Source organism: Micromonospora sp. NPDC047793 (assembly GCF_040642635.1).
Taxonomy (GTDB): Bacteria; Actinomycetota; Actinomycetes; order Mycobacteriales; family Micromonosporaceae; genus Micromonospora.
This window is the reverse complement of record NZ_JBEYSG010000002.1, coordinates 191,753-207,090: the sequence shown is the minus strand read 5'-3', so window position 1 is coordinate 207,090 and position 15,338 is coordinate 191,753. Positions and strand designations below refer to the sequence as shown.

General features: G+C 72.9%; 19 protein-coding genes and 1 pseudogene. 12 read left to right on the top strand and 8 right to left on the bottom strand.

All coding sequences use genetic code 11. The features are described from left to right. Nucleotides 1–125: 125 nt before the first annotated feature. From ABZ738_RS05695 to ABZ738_RS05660, 8 genes and pseudogenes are all read right to left on the bottom strand, one after another. Nucleotides 126–536 (bottom strand): Rv3654c family TadE-like protein, encoded by a 411-nt coding sequence (locus tag ABZ738_RS05695; protein WP_357211352.1) that lies wholly within the window; start codon nt 534–536, stop codon nt 126–128. Further along, nucleotides 533–850: a TadE family type IV pilus minor pilin gene (locus ABZ738_RS05690; protein ID WP_176095624.1), complete on the bottom strand. Its 318-nt coding sequence runs from the start codon at nt 848–850 to the stop codon at nt 533–535. Before ABZ738_RS05690 ends, ABZ738_RS05695 begins: the two co-directional genes overlap by 4 nt. 47 nt (nt 851–897) lie before the next feature. Next, nucleotides 898–1,026: a DUF4244 domain-containing protein gene (locus tag ABZ738_RS05685; RefSeq protein WP_155217386.1), complete on the bottom strand. Its 129-nt coding sequence runs from the start codon at nt 1,024–1,026 to the stop codon at nt 898–900. 62 nt (nt 1,027–1,088) lie between these two features. After that, nucleotides 1,089–1,898 (bottom strand): type II secretion system F family protein, encoded by an 810-nt coding sequence (locus tag ABZ738_RS05680; protein WP_357211769.1) that lies wholly within the window; start codon nt 1,896–1,898, stop codon nt 1,089–1,091. Between the two features lie 155 nt (nt 1,899–2,053). Next, nucleotides 2,054–3,259 (bottom strand): hypothetical protein, encoded by a 1,206-nt coding sequence (locus ABZ738_RS05675; RefSeq protein ID WP_357211349.1) that lies wholly within the window; start codon nt 3,257–3,259, stop codon nt 2,054–2,056. Continuing rightward, nucleotides 3,256–4,245 (bottom strand): annotated as a pseudogene (locus ABZ738_RS05670) (TadA family conjugal transfer-associated ATPase); the annotation flags it as partial. The pseudogene ABZ738_RS05670 and the gene ABZ738_RS05675, both read right to left, overlap by 4 nt. A 19-nt stretch (nt 4,246–4,264) precedes the next feature. After that, a complete protein-coding gene (locus ABZ738_RS05665; RefSeq protein ID WP_357211346.1) occupies nt 4,265–5,692 on the bottom strand; it encodes a recombinase family protein in 1,428 nt (475 codons plus the stop codon). A 26-nt stretch (nt 5,693–5,718) separates the two neighbouring features. Then, entirely contained in the window at nt 5,719–6,276 is a 558-nt protein-coding gene (locus tag ABZ738_RS05660) for a helix-turn-helix transcriptional regulator (RefSeq protein WP_357211344.1), read from the bottom strand. 102 nt (nt 6,277–6,378) lie between these two features. Here ABZ738_RS05660 and ABZ738_RS05655 point away from each other — a divergent pair, with 102 nt between their 5' ends. From ABZ738_RS05655 to ABZ738_RS05600, 12 genes are all read left to right on the top strand, one after another. Continuing rightward, entirely contained in the window at nt 6,379–6,627 is a 249-nt protein-coding gene (locus ABZ738_RS05655; RefSeq protein ID WP_357211342.1) for a helix-turn-helix transcriptional regulator, read from the top strand. Then, nucleotides 6,624–6,827: a hypothetical protein gene (locus ABZ738_RS05650; protein ID WP_357211340.1), complete on the top strand. Its 204-nt coding sequence runs from the start codon at nt 6,624–6,626 to the stop codon at nt 6,825–6,827. The genes ABZ738_RS05655 and ABZ738_RS05650 overlap by 4 nt, the downstream gene beginning before the upstream one ends. Then, on the top strand, nt 6,824–7,288 hold the full coding sequence (locus ABZ738_RS05645) for an HNH endonuclease signature motif containing protein (RefSeq protein ID WP_357211338.1): 465 nt from the start codon (nt 6,824–6,826) through the stop codon (nt 7,286–7,288). The genes ABZ738_RS05650 and ABZ738_RS05645 overlap by 4 nt, the downstream gene beginning before the upstream one ends. Nucleotides 7,289–7,390: 102 nt before the next feature. Beyond that, the gene (locus ABZ738_RS05640) at nt 7,391–8,125 is read left to right on the top strand and encodes a hypothetical protein (protein WP_357211335.1); all 735 of its coding nucleotides are present in this window, start codon (nt 7,391–7,393) and stop codon (nt 8,123–8,125) included. Beyond that, entirely contained in the window at nt 8,122–8,397 is a 276-nt protein-coding gene (locus tag ABZ738_RS05635) for a hypothetical protein (protein WP_357211333.1), read from the top strand. Before ABZ738_RS05640 ends, ABZ738_RS05635 begins: the two co-directional genes overlap by 4 nt. After that, a complete protein-coding gene (locus tag ABZ738_RS05630) occupies nt 8,394–8,738 on the top strand; it encodes a hypothetical protein (protein WP_357211331.1) in 345 nt (114 codons plus the stop codon). Before ABZ738_RS05635 ends, ABZ738_RS05630 begins: the two co-directional genes overlap by 4 nt. Beyond that, a complete protein-coding gene (locus ABZ738_RS05625) occupies nt 8,735–8,896 on the top strand; it encodes a hypothetical protein (RefSeq protein WP_357211329.1) in 162 nt (53 codons plus the stop codon). Before ABZ738_RS05630 ends, ABZ738_RS05625 begins: the two co-directional genes overlap by 4 nt. Next, nucleotides 8,893–9,288 carry a hypothetical protein gene (locus tag ABZ738_RS05620; protein ID WP_357211326.1) on the top strand — a complete coding sequence of 132 codons (396 nt, stop codon included), beginning with the start codon at nt 8,893–8,895 and terminating at the stop codon, nt 9,286–9,288. The genes ABZ738_RS05625 and ABZ738_RS05620 overlap by 4 nt, the downstream gene beginning before the upstream one ends. Then, the gene (locus ABZ738_RS05615) at nt 9,285–10,673 is read left to right on the top strand and encodes an AAA family ATPase (protein ID WP_357211323.1); all 1,389 of its coding nucleotides are present in this window, start codon (nt 9,285–9,287) and stop codon (nt 10,671–10,673) included. The genes ABZ738_RS05620 and ABZ738_RS05615 overlap by 4 nt, the downstream gene beginning before the upstream one ends. Continuing rightward, a complete protein-coding gene (locus ABZ738_RS05610) occupies nt 10,670–11,746 on the top strand; it encodes a hypothetical protein (protein WP_357211321.1) in 1,077 nt (358 codons plus the stop codon). Before ABZ738_RS05615 ends, ABZ738_RS05610 begins: the two co-directional genes overlap by 4 nt. Before the next feature lie 32 nt (nt 11,747–11,778). Further along, a complete protein-coding gene (locus tag ABZ738_RS05605; RefSeq protein WP_357211318.1) occupies nt 11,779–12,426 on the top strand; it encodes a hypothetical protein in 648 nt (215 codons plus the stop codon). Nucleotides 12,427–12,505: 79 nt separating this feature from the next. Then, nucleotides 12,506–15,301: a hypothetical protein gene (locus ABZ738_RS05600; RefSeq protein ID WP_357211315.1), complete on the top strand. Its 2,796-nt coding sequence runs from the start codon at nt 12,506–12,508 to the stop codon at nt 15,299–15,301. The last annotated feature ends 37 nt before the right edge of the window (nt 15,302–15,338 follow it).

The window sequence follows — 15,338 nt, the reverse complement described above, 5'->3', positions numbered from 1 at the left end:
CCCGTCGTCGGGGTTTCGTCGTCATCGCTCTCGGCGGACGGCGAGCCGGTTCGCCGTCCGCCGGTGGCGAACCGGCTCCCCGGCCAGCGTGCTCCCGACGTGTTCCCGCCCGGGGCGGGAACCGCTCACCCCCGCATCGGGCCGGCCCGGGAGGTGGCCGTGGCGATCCGGGAGATCCCGGGCAGCGGCCGCACCGCCACCTCGGCGGTGACCAGCACGTCGATCCCGTCGACCCGGCACCGGACCAGCCTGGCACCGTTGGCGACGACGAGTTCGGCGGCTCGGGCACACGCCTGCGACTCGTCGTGCAGCGCCCGGCCCGCTCCGGCGAGCGCACCGAAGTCGGCCGCGACCCGTGCCTGGTGACGCGCCACCCGCGCAGCGCCGATGCCCGCGCCGAAGATCCCACTGATCACGAAGATCAGCCCGACCGCGAGCAGGCAGACGGTCGCCCCGCCTCGGTCCCGCCCGCCGACGCGCCGCCCACACCGAGACGATGCCCCGGCGAAAGGGTTCGGGCGCCGGGCGACCGTCACGGCCTCGGCTCCGGGATTCCGGGCTCGACGGCCGCCACCGCCGTGGCCACGACGACGATCGCGGGCAGGTCGGTGCCGAGGGCACGCACCGGGGCGCGCACGGTCACCCGGACCACCTCGTCGTCCACGACGACGGCCACCTCCGCGCCGGGAGGCGCGTACCGGTGAGCGGCGCTCTCGCCCGGTTCGCCCCGGGAGGCGGCGAGTGCCGCCTCCCGGGCCGCGTCCAGGCAGGCCGCCCTGGTGCTGACCGCGTTGACCGCGGTCAGCCCGACCAGCAGGAGTAGCACCAGCGCCGGCAGACCGGCCGCCATCTCGGCGGTGAAGGACCCCCGGTCACGACCGGCCGGCCGGCGCCCGGTCACTTCAGGGCCCGGTCGATGACGGCGGTCAACGCGGACTGCACGCTGTCGGAGGTCAGCACCTTCAGCAGGACACCTCCGAAGGCCACTGCGGCGAGCGTGCCGACGGCGTACTCGGCGGTGTTCATCCCGGCGTCCCCGCGAAGGCGGGCGAGGATTCTGCGCACGTGTTCGTCCCTTCTCGATGTGTTCACAGCACGTCGCCGAGCACGGCGACGATCACCGGCACCAGACCGGCGAGAATGAAGGCGGGCAGGAAGCAGAGGCCGAGGGGCAGCACGATCAGGACGCCCGCGCGGCGAGCCGCCGACTCGATCGCGATGGCCCGGTCGGCGCGCAGGTCGTCGGCGAGCCGGGTGAGGGCACCGGCCAGCGCGGCCCCGCTGCTGGCCGAGCGGATCGCGGCGGCACCGACCCGCTCGGCACCCGGCACCGTCGCCAGGTGTGCCCAGGCTTCCTGCGGCCCACCGCCGAGTTGCAGCGTGCGGCCGACCCGGCCGAGCCGGTCGGCGAGCGGACCACCCAGCGCGTCCGCCACCGCGAGCACCGAGCGTTCCACCGGTGCGCCCGCCCGGAGCGCGGCGGCGAGCAGGTCGGCGGCGAGCGGAAGATCGGCGACGGCCCGCAGTCGCCGGTTCCGGTCCGCCGGCGGCTCGATCCGCCGGAGCAAGCGATCCAGCAGGAGCGCGGTGGGTAGCGCCGCCACCAGGCCCGGCCATCCCCCGACCACGACGGCCACGGCCACACCCGCCAGTCCGGCCATGAGTCGCACCCGGTCCACCCGACGGCCGGATGCGGCACCGGCGGCTGCTGGCCCCGTCATCACCTGCACATCGGACCTCGACGAGCCCACAGCGCCCACAGGTCCGCCCGGACGGTCGGCGCCACGACGACGGTGGACGGCAGTGGACGGGCTCGCGCCGGCCAACCGGCGCAACCGCCGCCGAGGTCGATGCCGGCCGACCAGGACCACGGCGACCAGGACGACACCGACCAGCATCGCCGCCACCAGCGTGCTGTCGGCAAGGTCCAACGCGCTACCGGTCAGGGCGACCGTGCCGGCATCGCGGTCGTGCGTGCGGTGGGCCGTGTCGAGCGTGCTGTGGGCGAGGTCCAACGTCCTGCCGGTCAGGGCGGCAGCGATCGGGCGGGGCATCAGCCTGCTCCGGCCGGCGTGGCGCCGAGACGGTCCGCCCAGAGCAGTCCGACCGCCTGGAGCACGACGGCCGCGACCGCACAGGCACCACCTATCGGGGTGTGCAGCAGCACCTGGAGCGGGTCGACCCCGATGCCGTAGCCGAGAGCGATGCCACCGACCGGCAGGGCGGCAAGCAGCCAGGCGGTGGCGCGGGCCCCGGCTGCCTGGGCCGCCGCCGCAGCCAGTCCCCGGTCCGTCGACCGGGCGTCGGCCTCGATCCGCTCGACCAGCTCGGCCAGCGGCGCGCCGGTCCGGTCGGCCAACCGCACCGCTGCCTGGGCCAGCCGTCCCGGTCGATCGTCGAGGAGATCCACTCCCCCGGTGGCCCGGCCCCCGGCGCCGCTCGTGCCGTCGCTTGTCGCCCGTCCTGTGGTGATGCCGACCCGAACCGGGCCGGTGGGGCGCAGCGCCGCCACGGCCACCGGGACCGGCAGCCCGGCCCGAAGGTCGGCGGCAAGGGCGCAGAGCTGGTCCAACCGCTCCCGCTGCGCCTGTGCCTGCTGGGCCGTGGCGCGGTGCCGCAGCAGGGCCCGTACGCCCACGGCGCCGTAACCGGCCACCGCGACCGCCGCCACCGGACCGCCGAGCAGACCACCCACCGTCGCGCCGAGCAGCACGGTCAGTAGGAGGACCCGTGGGTACGACATCCCGGCCAGGCGAGCGCGCGGCGTGTGCCGCCTGCGGCCCTGCTGCCCCTCGCCGGTCGGGCCCATCCGGTGCGTGGCGGGTGTCGCCTCCGCCGCCGGTGCGGATCCGTCGTCCCGGTCCGCCGTCGCGTCGACCGGCCACCGGGTCACTCCGGCCCCGATCAGGAGCGATGCATCGCCCGGTCGCGTTGCCGGTGGTGGTGACGGCGTGCTGTCGGGGCGGATCGGTCGGCGCCCGTCACTGCGGCCAGGCGGGCGGGACGCCACGACCGAGTTCGGTGGGTTGGGACGCGTCGTCGCAGGTCGCAGGGAAGCCGGCGGCGGGACCACACAGGACGTGTCGCTCAGCGGGGCCGGCTCGCCCACCGACCGTAGTGTGGCCACCCAGTCGATCAGCGGGTCGTCGGCCCGCCTGTCGCGCGATCGGCCCGGGAACATCCGGGTGCGCACCGGCCGGATCGCGACCACGCCGAGCCCGAGCAGTATCCCGGCCACCCACAGGTATCCGCCGCTCATGCCGGACCCGCAGACCCGGGCCATGGCTCGGACAGGATCGGCGGCACCGCGACGTCCCGATTCTTGATCATGGTGCCGAGCGCCCGCCCCGCGAACCCGAGCCCGCGACCCCGGATCCAGGCGGGCACCGCAGTCACCAGCCGATCCGGCCCTTCCGGCAGAAGCAGGCAGACCGACTCCAACAGCCGCCCCTGCGGCGTACGGCGAATCTGGAACACCACCTGGAGGGCCGCCGCCACCTGGGCGTGCAACGCCGGACGGGGCAGTCCGCCGAGCAGCCCCAACGCCTCCAACCGGGCGGGTACGTCCGACGGGGCGTTGGCGTGCAGTGTTCCCGCGCCACCGTCGTGGCCCGTGTTGAGTGCGGCGAGCAGGTCCACCACCTCGCCGCCCCGGCACTCGCCGACGACCAGCCGATCGGGCCGCATCCGCAGTGCCTGCCGGACCAGCTCACTCAGACCGACCGCGCCGGAGCCCTCCACGTTGGCCGTACGGGCCTGCAACCCCACCACGTGCGGGTGCACCGGCCGAAGCTCGGCGGCGTCCTCGACCAGCACGATCCGCTCGGTGCCCGGCACCAGCGAGAGCAGCGTGTTCAACAGGGTCGTCTTGCCGGAGCCGGTGCCGCCGATCACCAGGTACGCGAGGCGGGCCGCCACCACGGCGGCGAGTATCGGCGCGACCGGCCGGGCCACCGCACCCTGCTCGACCAGCTCGTCCAGGGTGAACGGCCGCTGCCGGAAGGTCCGCAACGACAGGTAGGGCCCGTCGGTCGCCACCGGTGGCAGCACGGCGTGCATCCGGGTGCCGTCGGACAGCCGGGCGTCGACGCACGGCGCACCGTCGTCGAGCCGGCGTCCGGCTCCGGCGGCGAGCCGCTGCGCCAGCCGGCGTACGTCGTCCACGGTGCCCACCGGCACCGGGACCTGGTGCAGCCCCTGACCTCGGTCGACCCACACGCGTACGCCGTTCACCAGCACGTCGGTACTGGCTACCAAACGTCGGTCAGCGCCAGAGCACCTCAACGCGGTCGCCTGCCGGCTCGCGGTAGAAGGCCGCCGGGCGGATCGTGACCGTCACCAGCACCTGCCGCAGCGAGCGGTTGCGTTCGGGCGACGTCATGTCGGGCCACAGCACCAGCAGCTTCTCCCCCAGCGCCACGACCGAGTCTGGGTCGGCCGTCTCCACCACCGACCGAGCGTCGGCCAGATTGGCCACCAGCTGAGCCTCGACGGCCCGGAACTCGGCCATCGTGTCCTCGTAGGTGCGGTCATCGAGCTGCTCGCGCGCCCACCGCTGCGTGGTGCGGGCCATGGCCCGCCGCGTCGCCTCGATCTCGCGCCCGAGCGTGTCCGCGTCCGCGCCAGCCCGCACCGACCGGGCAAGGTGCGCCCGGCGCGCCGCCACATCGCCACGCAGCAGCCCGATGCGCGCCCGCACCCGGTCCAACACTGCGGCCTCGACGTTGGCCAGCCGCAGGCGCCCGCAGCCGGCACACGGGCTCACGCTCTCGAACTGGCCACGGCAGTACATCTCCGGGCCGTTCCGGTTGGGACGGATGTTCGTGTGCCCCTGACATGCCGCGCAGCGACCCAGCCCCGACAGGCTGTACCGAGCCTCCTGGACGCGCGGATGCACCACGCGATCGGCTGCGATGCGCGCCTGGACGCGCGCCCACGTCTCCGGGTCGACCAGCGGCGGATGCGCGTCGGGGGTTTCGACGGCACCGGCCGCCCCTCGGCTGTGCACGATGCCCAGGTAGGTGCGGTTGGCCAGCAGCTTCTTCATGCTGTTCGCGGCCAGCTTGGGGTTACCGGTCGCGATCTGGAGGCGCATGCGTAGTTGCCGCACGGGCGCACCGGCCCCGTAGTCGACGAAGACCTGGGCGACCACCGGGCCGAGCGTCGGGTCTATCTCCAGGCGGCCGTCACTGCCGCGCCGATAGCCGGTCGGCGGGCGGCCATGGTGGCGCCCCTGCTCAGCCCGGCGGGCGATGGCACCCGACCAGGATCGGCCGATCTCCCGCGAACGGTACTGGGCGAGGTTGAGCATGTTGATGAGCATCATCTCGCCAGCAGGGGTGCTGGTGTCGATGTGCTCGCAGGCGCTGATGATGGTGACGCCGGACTCGGCCAGTTCGCGGAGGACGAGCAGGCTCTCAAGGACGTCACGACCGAAGCGCGAGATGTCGTAGACGGCGATGGCGTCGATCGCCCCGTCGCGAGCCATCACCCGGATGCGGTCGATGCCCTCGCGTGAGAAGTGGGTGCCGGTGACGTCGATGTCGTCGATGACGCCGATCTCGCGCATGCCGGTGGTGGCTCGGCGCATCGCGGAGGTCTGTACCTCGGGGCTGTGGAAGTCGTCGCCGCCGCGCCCCATGAGCGCGCTGACTCGGACGTAGAGCACAACGCGGGTGGGTCGGTCGGGCACCGCGGCGAGTGGGCGTCGCCGGGCCATCAGCCAGCAGCGCGGCCGGGCTCGCTGCCGCGCTCCTGCTGCTCGGCGACCTGGGCGAGGTAGCGCAGTGTGGCCCGGATGGTAGCTCGCTCCGCTTCGCTGGCGGTGGGGTCGGTCAGCCGCCGCATGATGATCCGCAGGTCGGGGTCGAGCGGCACGTCGCGGGCCGGTCGGTCGGCGATCTGGCCGCTGCGGAGTCCGGCGGCGGTGAGGGCTTCGTCAGGGTCGAGGCCGAAGAGGGTCGCGAAGGACTCGACGACCGTCGCGTCCTCGGGTCGGTTCTTGTCGGACTCCCACCGGGTGATGGTTCCCCGGTCGATTCCGAGGCGGCGGGCCAGCTCGGATTTGTTCATCCCGACGTGCTCGCGGGTTGCCTTCACGTATGCGGCCCACGTGCCGCGCTCGGGTGCTGGAGACGTGCCCACGTGCACACCGTAGAGCACTGAGCCGGGGATATCCGCAGGTCGCAGTGGATCAGGGTGGGTGGTGCGGCGGTCGTGCCGCAGTTCTCTACGGCGCCGGCGCAATAGGCGAAAGCTGCTCTCTCCGCGTTGCATGGGTGCAACGGTAGGTGCCAATCGGGCCGTCCTCAAATCAGCCGAACGGACGATGTGTTGCATGGTTGCAACATCAGCCGCGAGGGGCGTACCGTCTGCTGCATGAATGCAGCACAGACCCGAGGCGATAGTGCAACACAGTCGCCGATCCGGCTGCGGACCGACGTCTTCGACACGCTCGCCGGCCGCCTGGCCGACACGGAGCAGGGGCGGGCGGACGCCCTCGACCTGGACCGGGCCACCCTCTGGCGCATCCGGACCGGGCGGGTCACGCCCACGCTCGACGTGGCCATGCGGATGGCCTCACTCCTCGGCACCACGGTCGACGAGTTGTTCGAGGTGACGGCATGACGCATCCCCCGTCCGGACCGCACACCCCTACCTCGCCGTCGGGCCCCCGGGTGCCGCAGGTGACGCCCCTCGATCCGGACAGCCCCGAGGGCCTCCAGGTCACCGCCGACCTGTCCCAGGTGCTCGCCGAGATCGAGCTGGCCATCACGCGCCGCAAGGCCGACCAGCAGGTCGCCGACACCCGGCGGAGCGCCGCGTGATCACCGTGAACCCGCTGCGGCTCCGGGCCTTCATCGCTCAGGTCGATACCACCGGCGGACCCGACGCCTGCTGGACGTGGCGCGGCCACAAGAACGACGACGGGTACGGCCGGTTCGGCAAGCAGTCCGAAGGCGCCCACCGGGTCGCCTACGAGCTGATGGTCCGGGCCGTCCCCGACGGACTCACCGTCGACCACCAGTGCCACAACGCCGACACCACCTGCCCGGGCGGCACCACCTGCGCCCACCGGCTGTGCGTCAACCCGGCGCACCTGGAGGCGGTGACGCAGCGGGAGAACCTGCTGCGCAGCCCGCACACGATGCCGCACCACAACGCAGCCAAGACTCACTGCCCCCGCGGTCACGAGTACACGGCGGCCAACACGTACAGCCGGCGGACCGCGAAGGGCTACGCCCGACGGGAGTGCAAGACCTGCCGACGTGAACGGCTCGCCGCGTAGCGGCCTGAGCACCACCCCGGCGCCATCCGGCCCCGGACACGAACGGCGCCCCGCCATCCCGGACAAGGACGAGGCGGAGCGCCAGATCCTGAGGAGTATCCCATGCCCCAGACCATCGACCTCAGCCACAAGGGCGTCGACCGCATCCTCGCCGCTCTCGCCGCCGAGGGCATCGAGGTCCACTACAGCGAAACCGACGGCGACACGGCCATCGACGTCTGGCTGACCGATGTCGAGCTGGCCGACGGCATGCCGGCCACGGTCCTGTCCTGGCGCGACACCGAGGGCTGGCTGCTGCGCCACTGGGACGAGTTCGGTGGCGACACCAACACCCAGGCGCCGGACCGCAAGTGGCCGATCGCCGCTGGCAGCCCGGCCGAGGTGGCACGCGACGTGGCGGCGTGCCTGACCGCCGACGAGCCGACCGAGTGCTACTGCGCCAACAACTCCGAGCAGTGCCCGAACTGCAACCCGCACGAGAGCGACTACTGGCTGACCCTCGCCGACGACCTGCGGGCCGTCGCCGACAAGCTCGCCACCCTCGCCGGTACCCCCGCACCGCAGATCGGGCCGACGCTGCACATCGCGGTCGGCCTATGGGCCTTGGCCGGCCACGAGGTGCACGTGCCGGTGGTGGACGCCATCGCCGACACGTTCGGCGTGTCGGCCGAGGACCGGAAGTCCGGCGGCAGTTGGGAGCGCGTCGCGACGGCCAAGGTCGGTGTTGTGCGGGTCCACCCGTACGCCCAGATCCCGGCCCCGGAAGACGCGGAGAAGGCGGCACTGCTCGCGCGCATCGCCGAGCTGGAGGCGCAGGCCGCCGGTGGTGTGGCATGACGCACCCGCCGCAGCCGCTGCCCGGCCCCTGGCAGCCCCGCACCACCCCCGTGTTCCCCGCCCAGACGCTCACCGTCACCGTGCCGGATCTGCCGTGCGGACACCTGGATGGCGACCTCCACGACGGTGACTGCGCCTACTGGGCCGGGGTCGCCGAGGGCGTGTACCCGCCGCCGGAGTCGTACCTGGCCGGTGGCGAGTACGCGCACCTGCTGCCCCACGCGCCCGGCCTGGCCCCGCTGGTCGACCCGGCCCTGCGAGGTGCCGCGTGATCGCCGCCGTCCTCGCCGTCGCCCTGGCCGCCGCCGTCGCGTGGGCCCTCGTCGAGCGGCGTACCGCCCGGCAGCACGCCGCCCGCAGCATCCGGTACGCGGCCCGCAGCGCCCGGCAGGCAGCCCGGATCCGCACCCGGCAGCGCCAGCTCCGCCACAAGGCCCACCGCCTGGAGGAGCTGCGCGACGAGCTGGACATCACGACGGCCGCGATCGCCCGGATGCGCCGCTGCGCCCAACGGCAGATCGACGCCACCACGCCGAGGCCGTCGATGGCCGAGCAGATGTACGCCTGGCTGGCCGAGGTGCCCACCACCCACGACCGGGAGTACGGCGCATGAGCCGCCCGTCCCGGCTGCGCATGGCGGCCGACGCCGCCGCCGCGCTGGCCGCCGCACTCTTGACCACGCCCGCCCGCCGCCGTGCCGCTGCTCGCCGCGAGGTGGACCGCCACGCCGACCTGCGCATCGCCCAGACCGCCCGGAAGGACAAGCCGTGAAGACCGGCATCACCTTGTCGGCGCTGCGCGACCGTCGCAACCAGCGCCCCGACGAGTACGTCGGCCGACACCGCGCCGACGCCACCCCGGAGGAGCGCGAGGAGCGCACGGTCGCCGCCAACTGGACGCCCCTGGCCCCCGCCACCCGCCAGCACCTCGCCCCGCACCACTACGCCGACACGGCGCTCCCCGCCGGCGTCGACCAGCCCACCGCCCACTTCGACCGGGCGGCCCTGAAGGCGGCCTGCGCCCCCATCCAGGGGCAGCCGCCCACCTGGCCCGAGGTGCTGGCCGCGCTGCGCGACGACATGGACCAGACCGCACCCACCGAGATCCTGCCCGCCTGCACCGACGAGCCGCCCGCCATCGAGACCACGAAGGACCCCACGTGACCGACCTCGACACCGAGTACCGGCTCGCCGACCTGGTCGGCACCGAGCCGCCCCCGACCCCACCCCCGGTGCCAACCCGCGGCCTGGAGTTCGCGCCACAGCAGGAACACGCCATCGACAAGATCACCGACTGGTACGGGCGCGACGACGACGAGCGGCAGCAGGTGTTCCGCCTGTTCGGGTACGCCGGCACCGGCAAGACCACCCTCGCCCGCCACATCGTCGAACAGCTCGGCGTCCAGCGAGTCCTCTACGCCGCGTTCACCGGCAAGGCCGCCTACGTGCTGCGCGGCAAGGGCTGCGAGAACGCCTCCACTGTCCACAGCCTCATCTACCAACCTGTGGAAAAGGTCCGGAAGAAGCTCGACGCACTCCGCAAGGAACTCGCCGAAACCGTCGACCCGGGTGAGCGGCTCCGACTCGGCGAGGAGATCCGCCACGAGCAGGCGAAGGTCGACTCGCCGGACTGGATCCTGCGCGACAGCTCCGAGCTCGAAGACGCCGACCTGCTCGTCCTCGACGAGGTGTCGATGGTCGGGGAGCGGATGGCCCGGGACCTGCTCGGCTACGACCGGCCGATCCTGTGCCTCGGCGACCCCGCCCAGCTTCCCCCGGTCGACGGCGGCGGCTACTTCATCAACGCCGCACCCGACCACCTCCTCACCGAAATCCACCGGTCGGCCCTCGACTCGCCGGTCACCCGGATGGCCACCACCATCCGCAACAGCGCACCCGGCCAACGCGACTACGGCATCGGCGGCCGAGACGGCGACTCCGGCCGCATCGAGCAGATGAGCGTCGAGCAGCTACTCACCTTCGACCAGGTCCTCGTCGGCCGCAACGCCACCCGCTGGCAGGCCGTGCACCTGCTCCGTGCCCTGCGGGGCCTGTTCGGTCCGCCGCAGGCCGGCGACCGCATCATCTGCCTCGCCAACTCGTCCGAGGCGGAGGTGTTCAACGGGCAGCAGTTCGACGTCCTCGACTGCCAGGAAGACGCGACCGGCCGCACCGACCGGCACCACCTCGTGGTCCGCGACGACGAGGGCAACACCCGCCACCTCACCGCCTGGGCCGCCGGGTTCCGCGACCTCGAAGGCGAGAAGCAGGCCAAGCGGGACGGCCGGGGCACCATCGTCGCCGCCACCTTCGCCCAGGCCATCACCACCCACAAGAGCCAGGGCAGCCAGTGGCCCCGGGTGCTGGTCGTCGACGAGTCGTCCGTCTTCTACGGCGCCGCCTACCGAGAGCACGTCAAGGCCCTCGGCGCGGCCGGCGCGGCGATCGAGGGGCACGTCAACGGCCAGCGGTGGCTTTATACCGCCGTCACGCGGGCGTCCGAGCAGGCCGTCATCGTTCCCCGCCTCAACGGGCTGGTGACCGCATGACCTCCGCCGTCTCCGACGCCGCCCTGGCCGCGCTCATCGCCGACCTTCGCACCCCGACCACCGAACCGCCGCCGGCCGCCGTGCCCGTGCTCGATGACAGCGCGTCCCGGCTCGGTCCGTGGATCACCGCCGCCTACCGGGGTACCTGCTCCGGCTGCGGCAGCCGCACCGAGGAGCTGGACGACATCCGCGCCGACGGTGACGGCGGATGGCTCGGCCGATGCTGCGGCGACCCCGACACCACCCGCCCTACTCGCCCGGCCGGGCCGCCCCCGTCGACCGTCAGCGAGATGCGCGAGGTCCTCGCCCAACTCGACGCGTCCCGCCCGCGCAGCCGGCAGACCCGCCTCGGCCCGTCCGAGCTCGGCACCCCCTGCCAGCGGCAGATCGCCATGAAGCTCGCCGGGATCGTCCGGCAGCCGGAGGACAAGCGGCCACCGTGGGCACCCATGCAGGGCACCGCCATGCACGGGCTGATGGAGGAGGCACTGCGCTTCCACAACGCCCAGCTCGGGCGGGAGCGGTGGCTGGTCGAGGAGAAGCTGACCGTCGACCCGGGCCTGCCCGGCGTCGAACCGATCACCGGCCACGGCGACGCCTACGACCTCGACGCCCAGATGGTCGTCGACTGGAAGTACACCGGCGTCACCGCCCTGCGGCAGGTCAAGCGCAGCACCGTCCCCAACGACCAGCTCGTCAAGCCCGAGTACCGAGTCCAGGCCCACCTCTACGGACGCGGCCACGAACGGGCCGGCAGACCGGTGCGGTTCGTGCGGCTGGTGTTCCTCGCCCGCAGCCACGACTACTCCGACTCCGCCGAGTGGACCGAGGAGTACCGGCCCGACATCGCCGACTGGGCCGTCGACCGGTACTTCGCCACCCACGACCTCATCGGCACCCACGGCCTGAACGTCGCCGCCAACCCCGACCTGTGGACGGCCGTCCCGGACGCCCCGGGCAAGGCCTGCGACTGGTGCCCGTTTCGTCGCGTCGGCGGCCCCGCCGACGCCACCGGGTGCCCGGGCGACACCGACCAAAAGATCAACAAGCAGCTGTCCGGCCTCATCGCCTGACCGCACCAACCCAACCAAGGAGAACGCCAGCAATGGACGCCAACGACCTGCTCATGAGCGGCGGCATCAAGTCGATCAAGTGGAAGGACGAGCCGATCGGCTACACCGTCCTCGGCACCATCGTCGACCCGCCCAAGGCCGAGCAGATGACCAAGTTCGAGAGCACCGAGCTCGACTTCTGGCCGTCGGGTGACCCGAAGATGCAGATCGTCGTCACCATCCAGACCGAGCTGCGCGACCCGTCCGACTCCCTCGACGACGGCAAGCGGAAGCTGCACATCCCGCCGCGGATGATGCGGCCCGTCCGTGAGGCGATCCAGCGAGTCAACGGCCCCGGCCTGGAGGTGGGAGGGCGGCTCGCGGTCCGCCGCACCGGCGGCACCGGCGCCACCGGGTCCCCGTTCGAGTTCGCCGCCGAGTACGCCCGGCCCACCCTCGACCCGGCCAGCCTGATGAAGGACACCGGTACCCCGGCCCAGCCGGCCGCGCCGATGCTCACCCAGCCCGCCGCGCCGGCCAGCCCGCCGCCGACCGCCGCCGCGTCCCTCGGCATCCAGCAGACGGCAGTCGAGATCCCGCCGCCGCCCGGCATGGACCCGGTCAAGTGGGCGGCCCTGCCCGACGTGCAGAAGCAGGCCGTCCTCGCCGCCATGGCCCCCACCGCACCCGCACCGTTCTGACCCACCCCGCTCAACCGTTCGTCACCGGCCCCCGCCCCTGCCCGGGGTGGGGGCCGGCCCCACCAAGATCGGAGCATCGATGACCGTCACCGGACCGAGCGGCATGTACGACCCGGCCGCCGTCCGCCGCTGGCTCGGCATCCTCCACGGAGACTCCCCGGGCCACGTGCACATCTGCTCCACCGACGACTGGAACGGCCGCGCCTTCAGCGACCTCGACGCCGCCACCACGTACGTCACCCGCCTCGACGCCGAAGGCCGCGAAGGCATCTACGTGCGCATCACCAGCCTGCGCACCGACCGGCCCACCAACGGACGCGGCGGCGCCGCCGACAGCGCCGCGCTCCCCGCGCTCTGGGCCGACGTCGACCTCGCCGGGCCCGGCCACGCCGAACAGGACCTGCCGCCCACGCCGCAGGCCGGGCAGGACATCATCGCCGCTACCGGCCTGCCCGAACCCACCATCTGGGTGCACTCCGGCGGCGGCCTGTACCCGATCTGGCTCCTCACCGAGCCCCACGTCATCACCGCGGAGAACCTCGACCAGGCCAAGGCTCTCGCCCGGGACTGGCAGCGGGTCATCGAACACGCCGCCGCCGCCAAGGGATGGCGGTACGGGCGCGGCGTCGGTGACCTCGCCCGCGTCCTGCGCATCCCCGGCACGGTCAACCGCAAGGCCGGCCTCACCCGCCCCTGCCAGATCACCCACGCCACCCCCCACCGGTACACCGTCGAGCAGCTGCGGGACGCTCTCGCCGCCGCCATGCAGCGCATCGCCCCACCCGCACTGCCGACCCCGGCACTCGACCCGAGCATCACCGCGACCAGCACGTCACGGGCGCCGGGCCAGCTCGCCCCAGGGGAGGACTTCAACGCCCGCACCGAGTGGTCGCAGATCCTCACCCCCGCCGGCTGGCGCGAGCACTACGCCCAGGACGACGTCACCTACTGGACCCGCCCCGGCAAGCCCACCGGCATCAGCGCGAGCACCAACGCGCTCGGCACCGACCGGCTGCACGTCTTCACCACCGGCGCGGCCCCGCTCGACGGCGGCGAGTCCTACTCGAAGTTCGGCGCGTACGCCGCCCTGCACTTCGGAGCCGACCACGCCGCCGCCGCCCGGGCCCTCGGCAAACAGGGCTACGGCACGCCGCTACCCGACCCGGCCGTCGAAAACGCCCAGCTGATCCGCGACATCCTCGGCCCCGCCGCCGCCTCACCGGCCAGCCCGGCACCGGCGCAACCCGCCACCGCGCCGCCGGCCGCCCCCGCAACCTCAGGTCCGGTGCGGATCTGGGCACCCGAGATCGAGGTCACCAACCCCGCCATCTCCGCCGACTGGCTCCGCGAGGAAGCCGGACGCGGACGCCTCGCCGGACTGTTCCGCCGCCTCGACGCCGTCGTGCACACCCCCCGCGAAGGCGAGCAGGGGTACGTGCCGCTGTCCGACAGCGAGCTGGACTCCGACGGGCCGGCCCAGGTCCGCCCCGTCAACGACAGCTCCCTCGCCTCACGCATCACCTACACGTACGGCTGCTACCGCATGGTCAAGAAGGGCGAGGACTGGGAGCCCGTCCAGGCCACCTTCCCCCGCAGCGCGGCTCGCATCCCCCTGGACGTGCCGGACATGCTGCCCAACCTGCGGACGCTGCGCGGCGTCATCCACACCCCGATCGTGCGCCCCGACGGCAGCCTCCTGGAAGCGCCCGGATACGACCCCGCCACCGGCCTGCTGCACCTGCCCGAGCCGGGCCTGATCGTGCCGCGCGTCCCCGACGAGCCCACCGACAGCGACGTCCGCGACGCCGTCAAGCTGCTCCTGGAGATGATCGACGGGTTCCCGTTCGTGTCCGCGCACTACCGGGCCAACTACCTCGGTGCCCTGCTCACCCCGCTCCTGCGGGCGTTGACGCCGCCGCCGTACAAGCTGCACGCCATCGAGGCCCACCAACCCGGCTCCGGCAAGACTCTGCTCGCCAACCTCGCCCGGATGATCCACGGCGGTGTGTTCCGCGCCGAGATGCCCGAGGACGACACCGAGCTGCGCAAGCAGATCACCGCCATCCTCTCCATCACCACCGGCCCCGTCGTCGTTCTCGACAACGTCTCCGGTGCGCTGAAGAGCAGCACCCTGGCCGGTCTGCTCACCACCGACCTCTGGGATGACCGGCCACTCGGCTCCACCGCCTGGACCCGCTCCACCAACGACCGCCTGTGGACCGTCACCGGCAACAACATCAGCATCGGCGGCGACCTCCCACGCCGCACCATCCGCACCGTCATCGACCCCGGACGGCCCAACCCGGAACTGCGCACCGGCTTCGCCATCGCCAATCTGGAATCGTGGGTGAAAGAGCGACGCGGCGATCTGCTCTGCGCACTCCTCACCCTCGTGCGGGCATGGGTCGCCGCCGGGAAACCATTGCCGGTCGAGCGGGCCAGCGACAGCTACGCCCGATGGGTCCGCACCGTCGAAGGCATTCTCTCGGTCGCCGGAATCGAAGGCCAATTCGACCACGCGTCCACCCAGGTCGAAGTCGGCACCGATGACGACGAATGGGCGATATTCCTCGCCGCCGCCTACAAGGCGTACAAGGACCGGTCGTGGACCGCCAAGGAACTGCTCGGCGACGTCGACACCGGCAACCTCATCGCACCCGGGCTGATCCCCGCCGACGCGCTGCCGGACGAGCTGGCGACCAAGGCCGCCAAGGCCGCCAAGGGTCCGGTGGGCATCGCGAAGTCGCTCGGGCGGTGGCTCGCCAACCGGGAGGGCCGGTGGGCTGGCGGTCTGGCTGTCCGCTGCGTCGGCAAGGACCGCGACGGGGTCAAAGAGTGGCAGATCAGGACGGAGTCGGACAGGAGCGGGACGTGAGTTGCGGGGTTTGGGGGTTTGCCGGGTTTGTTTCCGT

What these genes read in the sequence shown, in the direction of transcription:
- ABZ738_RS05680 (WP_357211769.1), bottom strand. Translation starts at nt 1,898, where the DNA reads ATGCTGGTCGGTGTCGTCCTGGTCGCCGTGGTCCTGGTCGGCCGGCAT.
- ABZ738_RS05690 (WP_176095624.1), bottom strand. Translation starts at nt 850, where the DNA reads ATGGCGGCCGGTCTGCCGGCGCTGGTGCTACTCCTGCTGGTCGGGCTG.
- ABZ738_RS05650 (WP_357211340.1), top strand. Translation starts at nt 6,624, where the DNA reads ATGACGCATCCCCCGTCCGGACCGCACACCCCTACCTCGCCGTCGGGC.
- ABZ738_RS05610 (WP_357211321.1), top strand. Translation starts at nt 10,670, where the DNA reads ATGACCTCCGCCGTCTCCGACGCCGCCCTGGCCGCGCTCATCGCCGAC.
- ABZ738_RS05660 (WP_357211344.1), bottom strand. Translation starts at nt 6,276, where the DNA reads ATGCAACGCGGAGAGAGCAGCTTTCGCCTATTGCGCCGGCGCCGTAGA.
- ABZ738_RS05685 (WP_155217386.1), bottom strand. Translation starts at nt 1,026, where the DNA reads ATGAACACCGCCGAGTACGCCGTCGGCACGCTCGCCGCAGTGGCCTTC.
- ABZ738_RS05625 (WP_357211329.1), top strand. Translation starts at nt 8,735, where the DNA reads ATGAGCCGCCCGTCCCGGCTGCGCATGGCGGCCGACGCCGCCGCCGCG.
- ABZ738_RS05600 (WP_357211315.1), top strand. Translation starts at nt 12,506, where the DNA reads ATGACCGTCACCGGACCGAGCGGCATGTACGACCCGGCCGCCGTCCGC.
- ABZ738_RS05675 (WP_357211349.1), bottom strand. Translation starts at nt 3,259, where the DNA reads ATGAGCGGCGGATACCTGTGGGTGGCCGGGATACTGCTCGGGCTCGGC.
- ABZ738_RS05605 (WP_357211318.1), top strand. Translation starts at nt 11,779, where the DNA reads ATGGACGCCAACGACCTGCTCATGAGCGGCGGCATCAAGTCGATCAAG.
- ABZ738_RS05655 (WP_357211342.1), top strand. Translation starts at nt 6,379, where the DNA reads ATGAATGCAGCACAGACCCGAGGCGATAGTGCAACACAGTCGCCGATC.
- ABZ738_RS05635 (WP_357211333.1), top strand. Translation starts at nt 8,122, where the DNA reads ATGACGCACCCGCCGCAGCCGCTGCCCGGCCCCTGGCAGCCCCGCACC.
- ABZ738_RS05640 (WP_357211335.1), top strand. Translation starts at nt 7,391, where the DNA reads ATGCCCCAGACCATCGACCTCAGCCACAAGGGCGTCGACCGCATCCTC.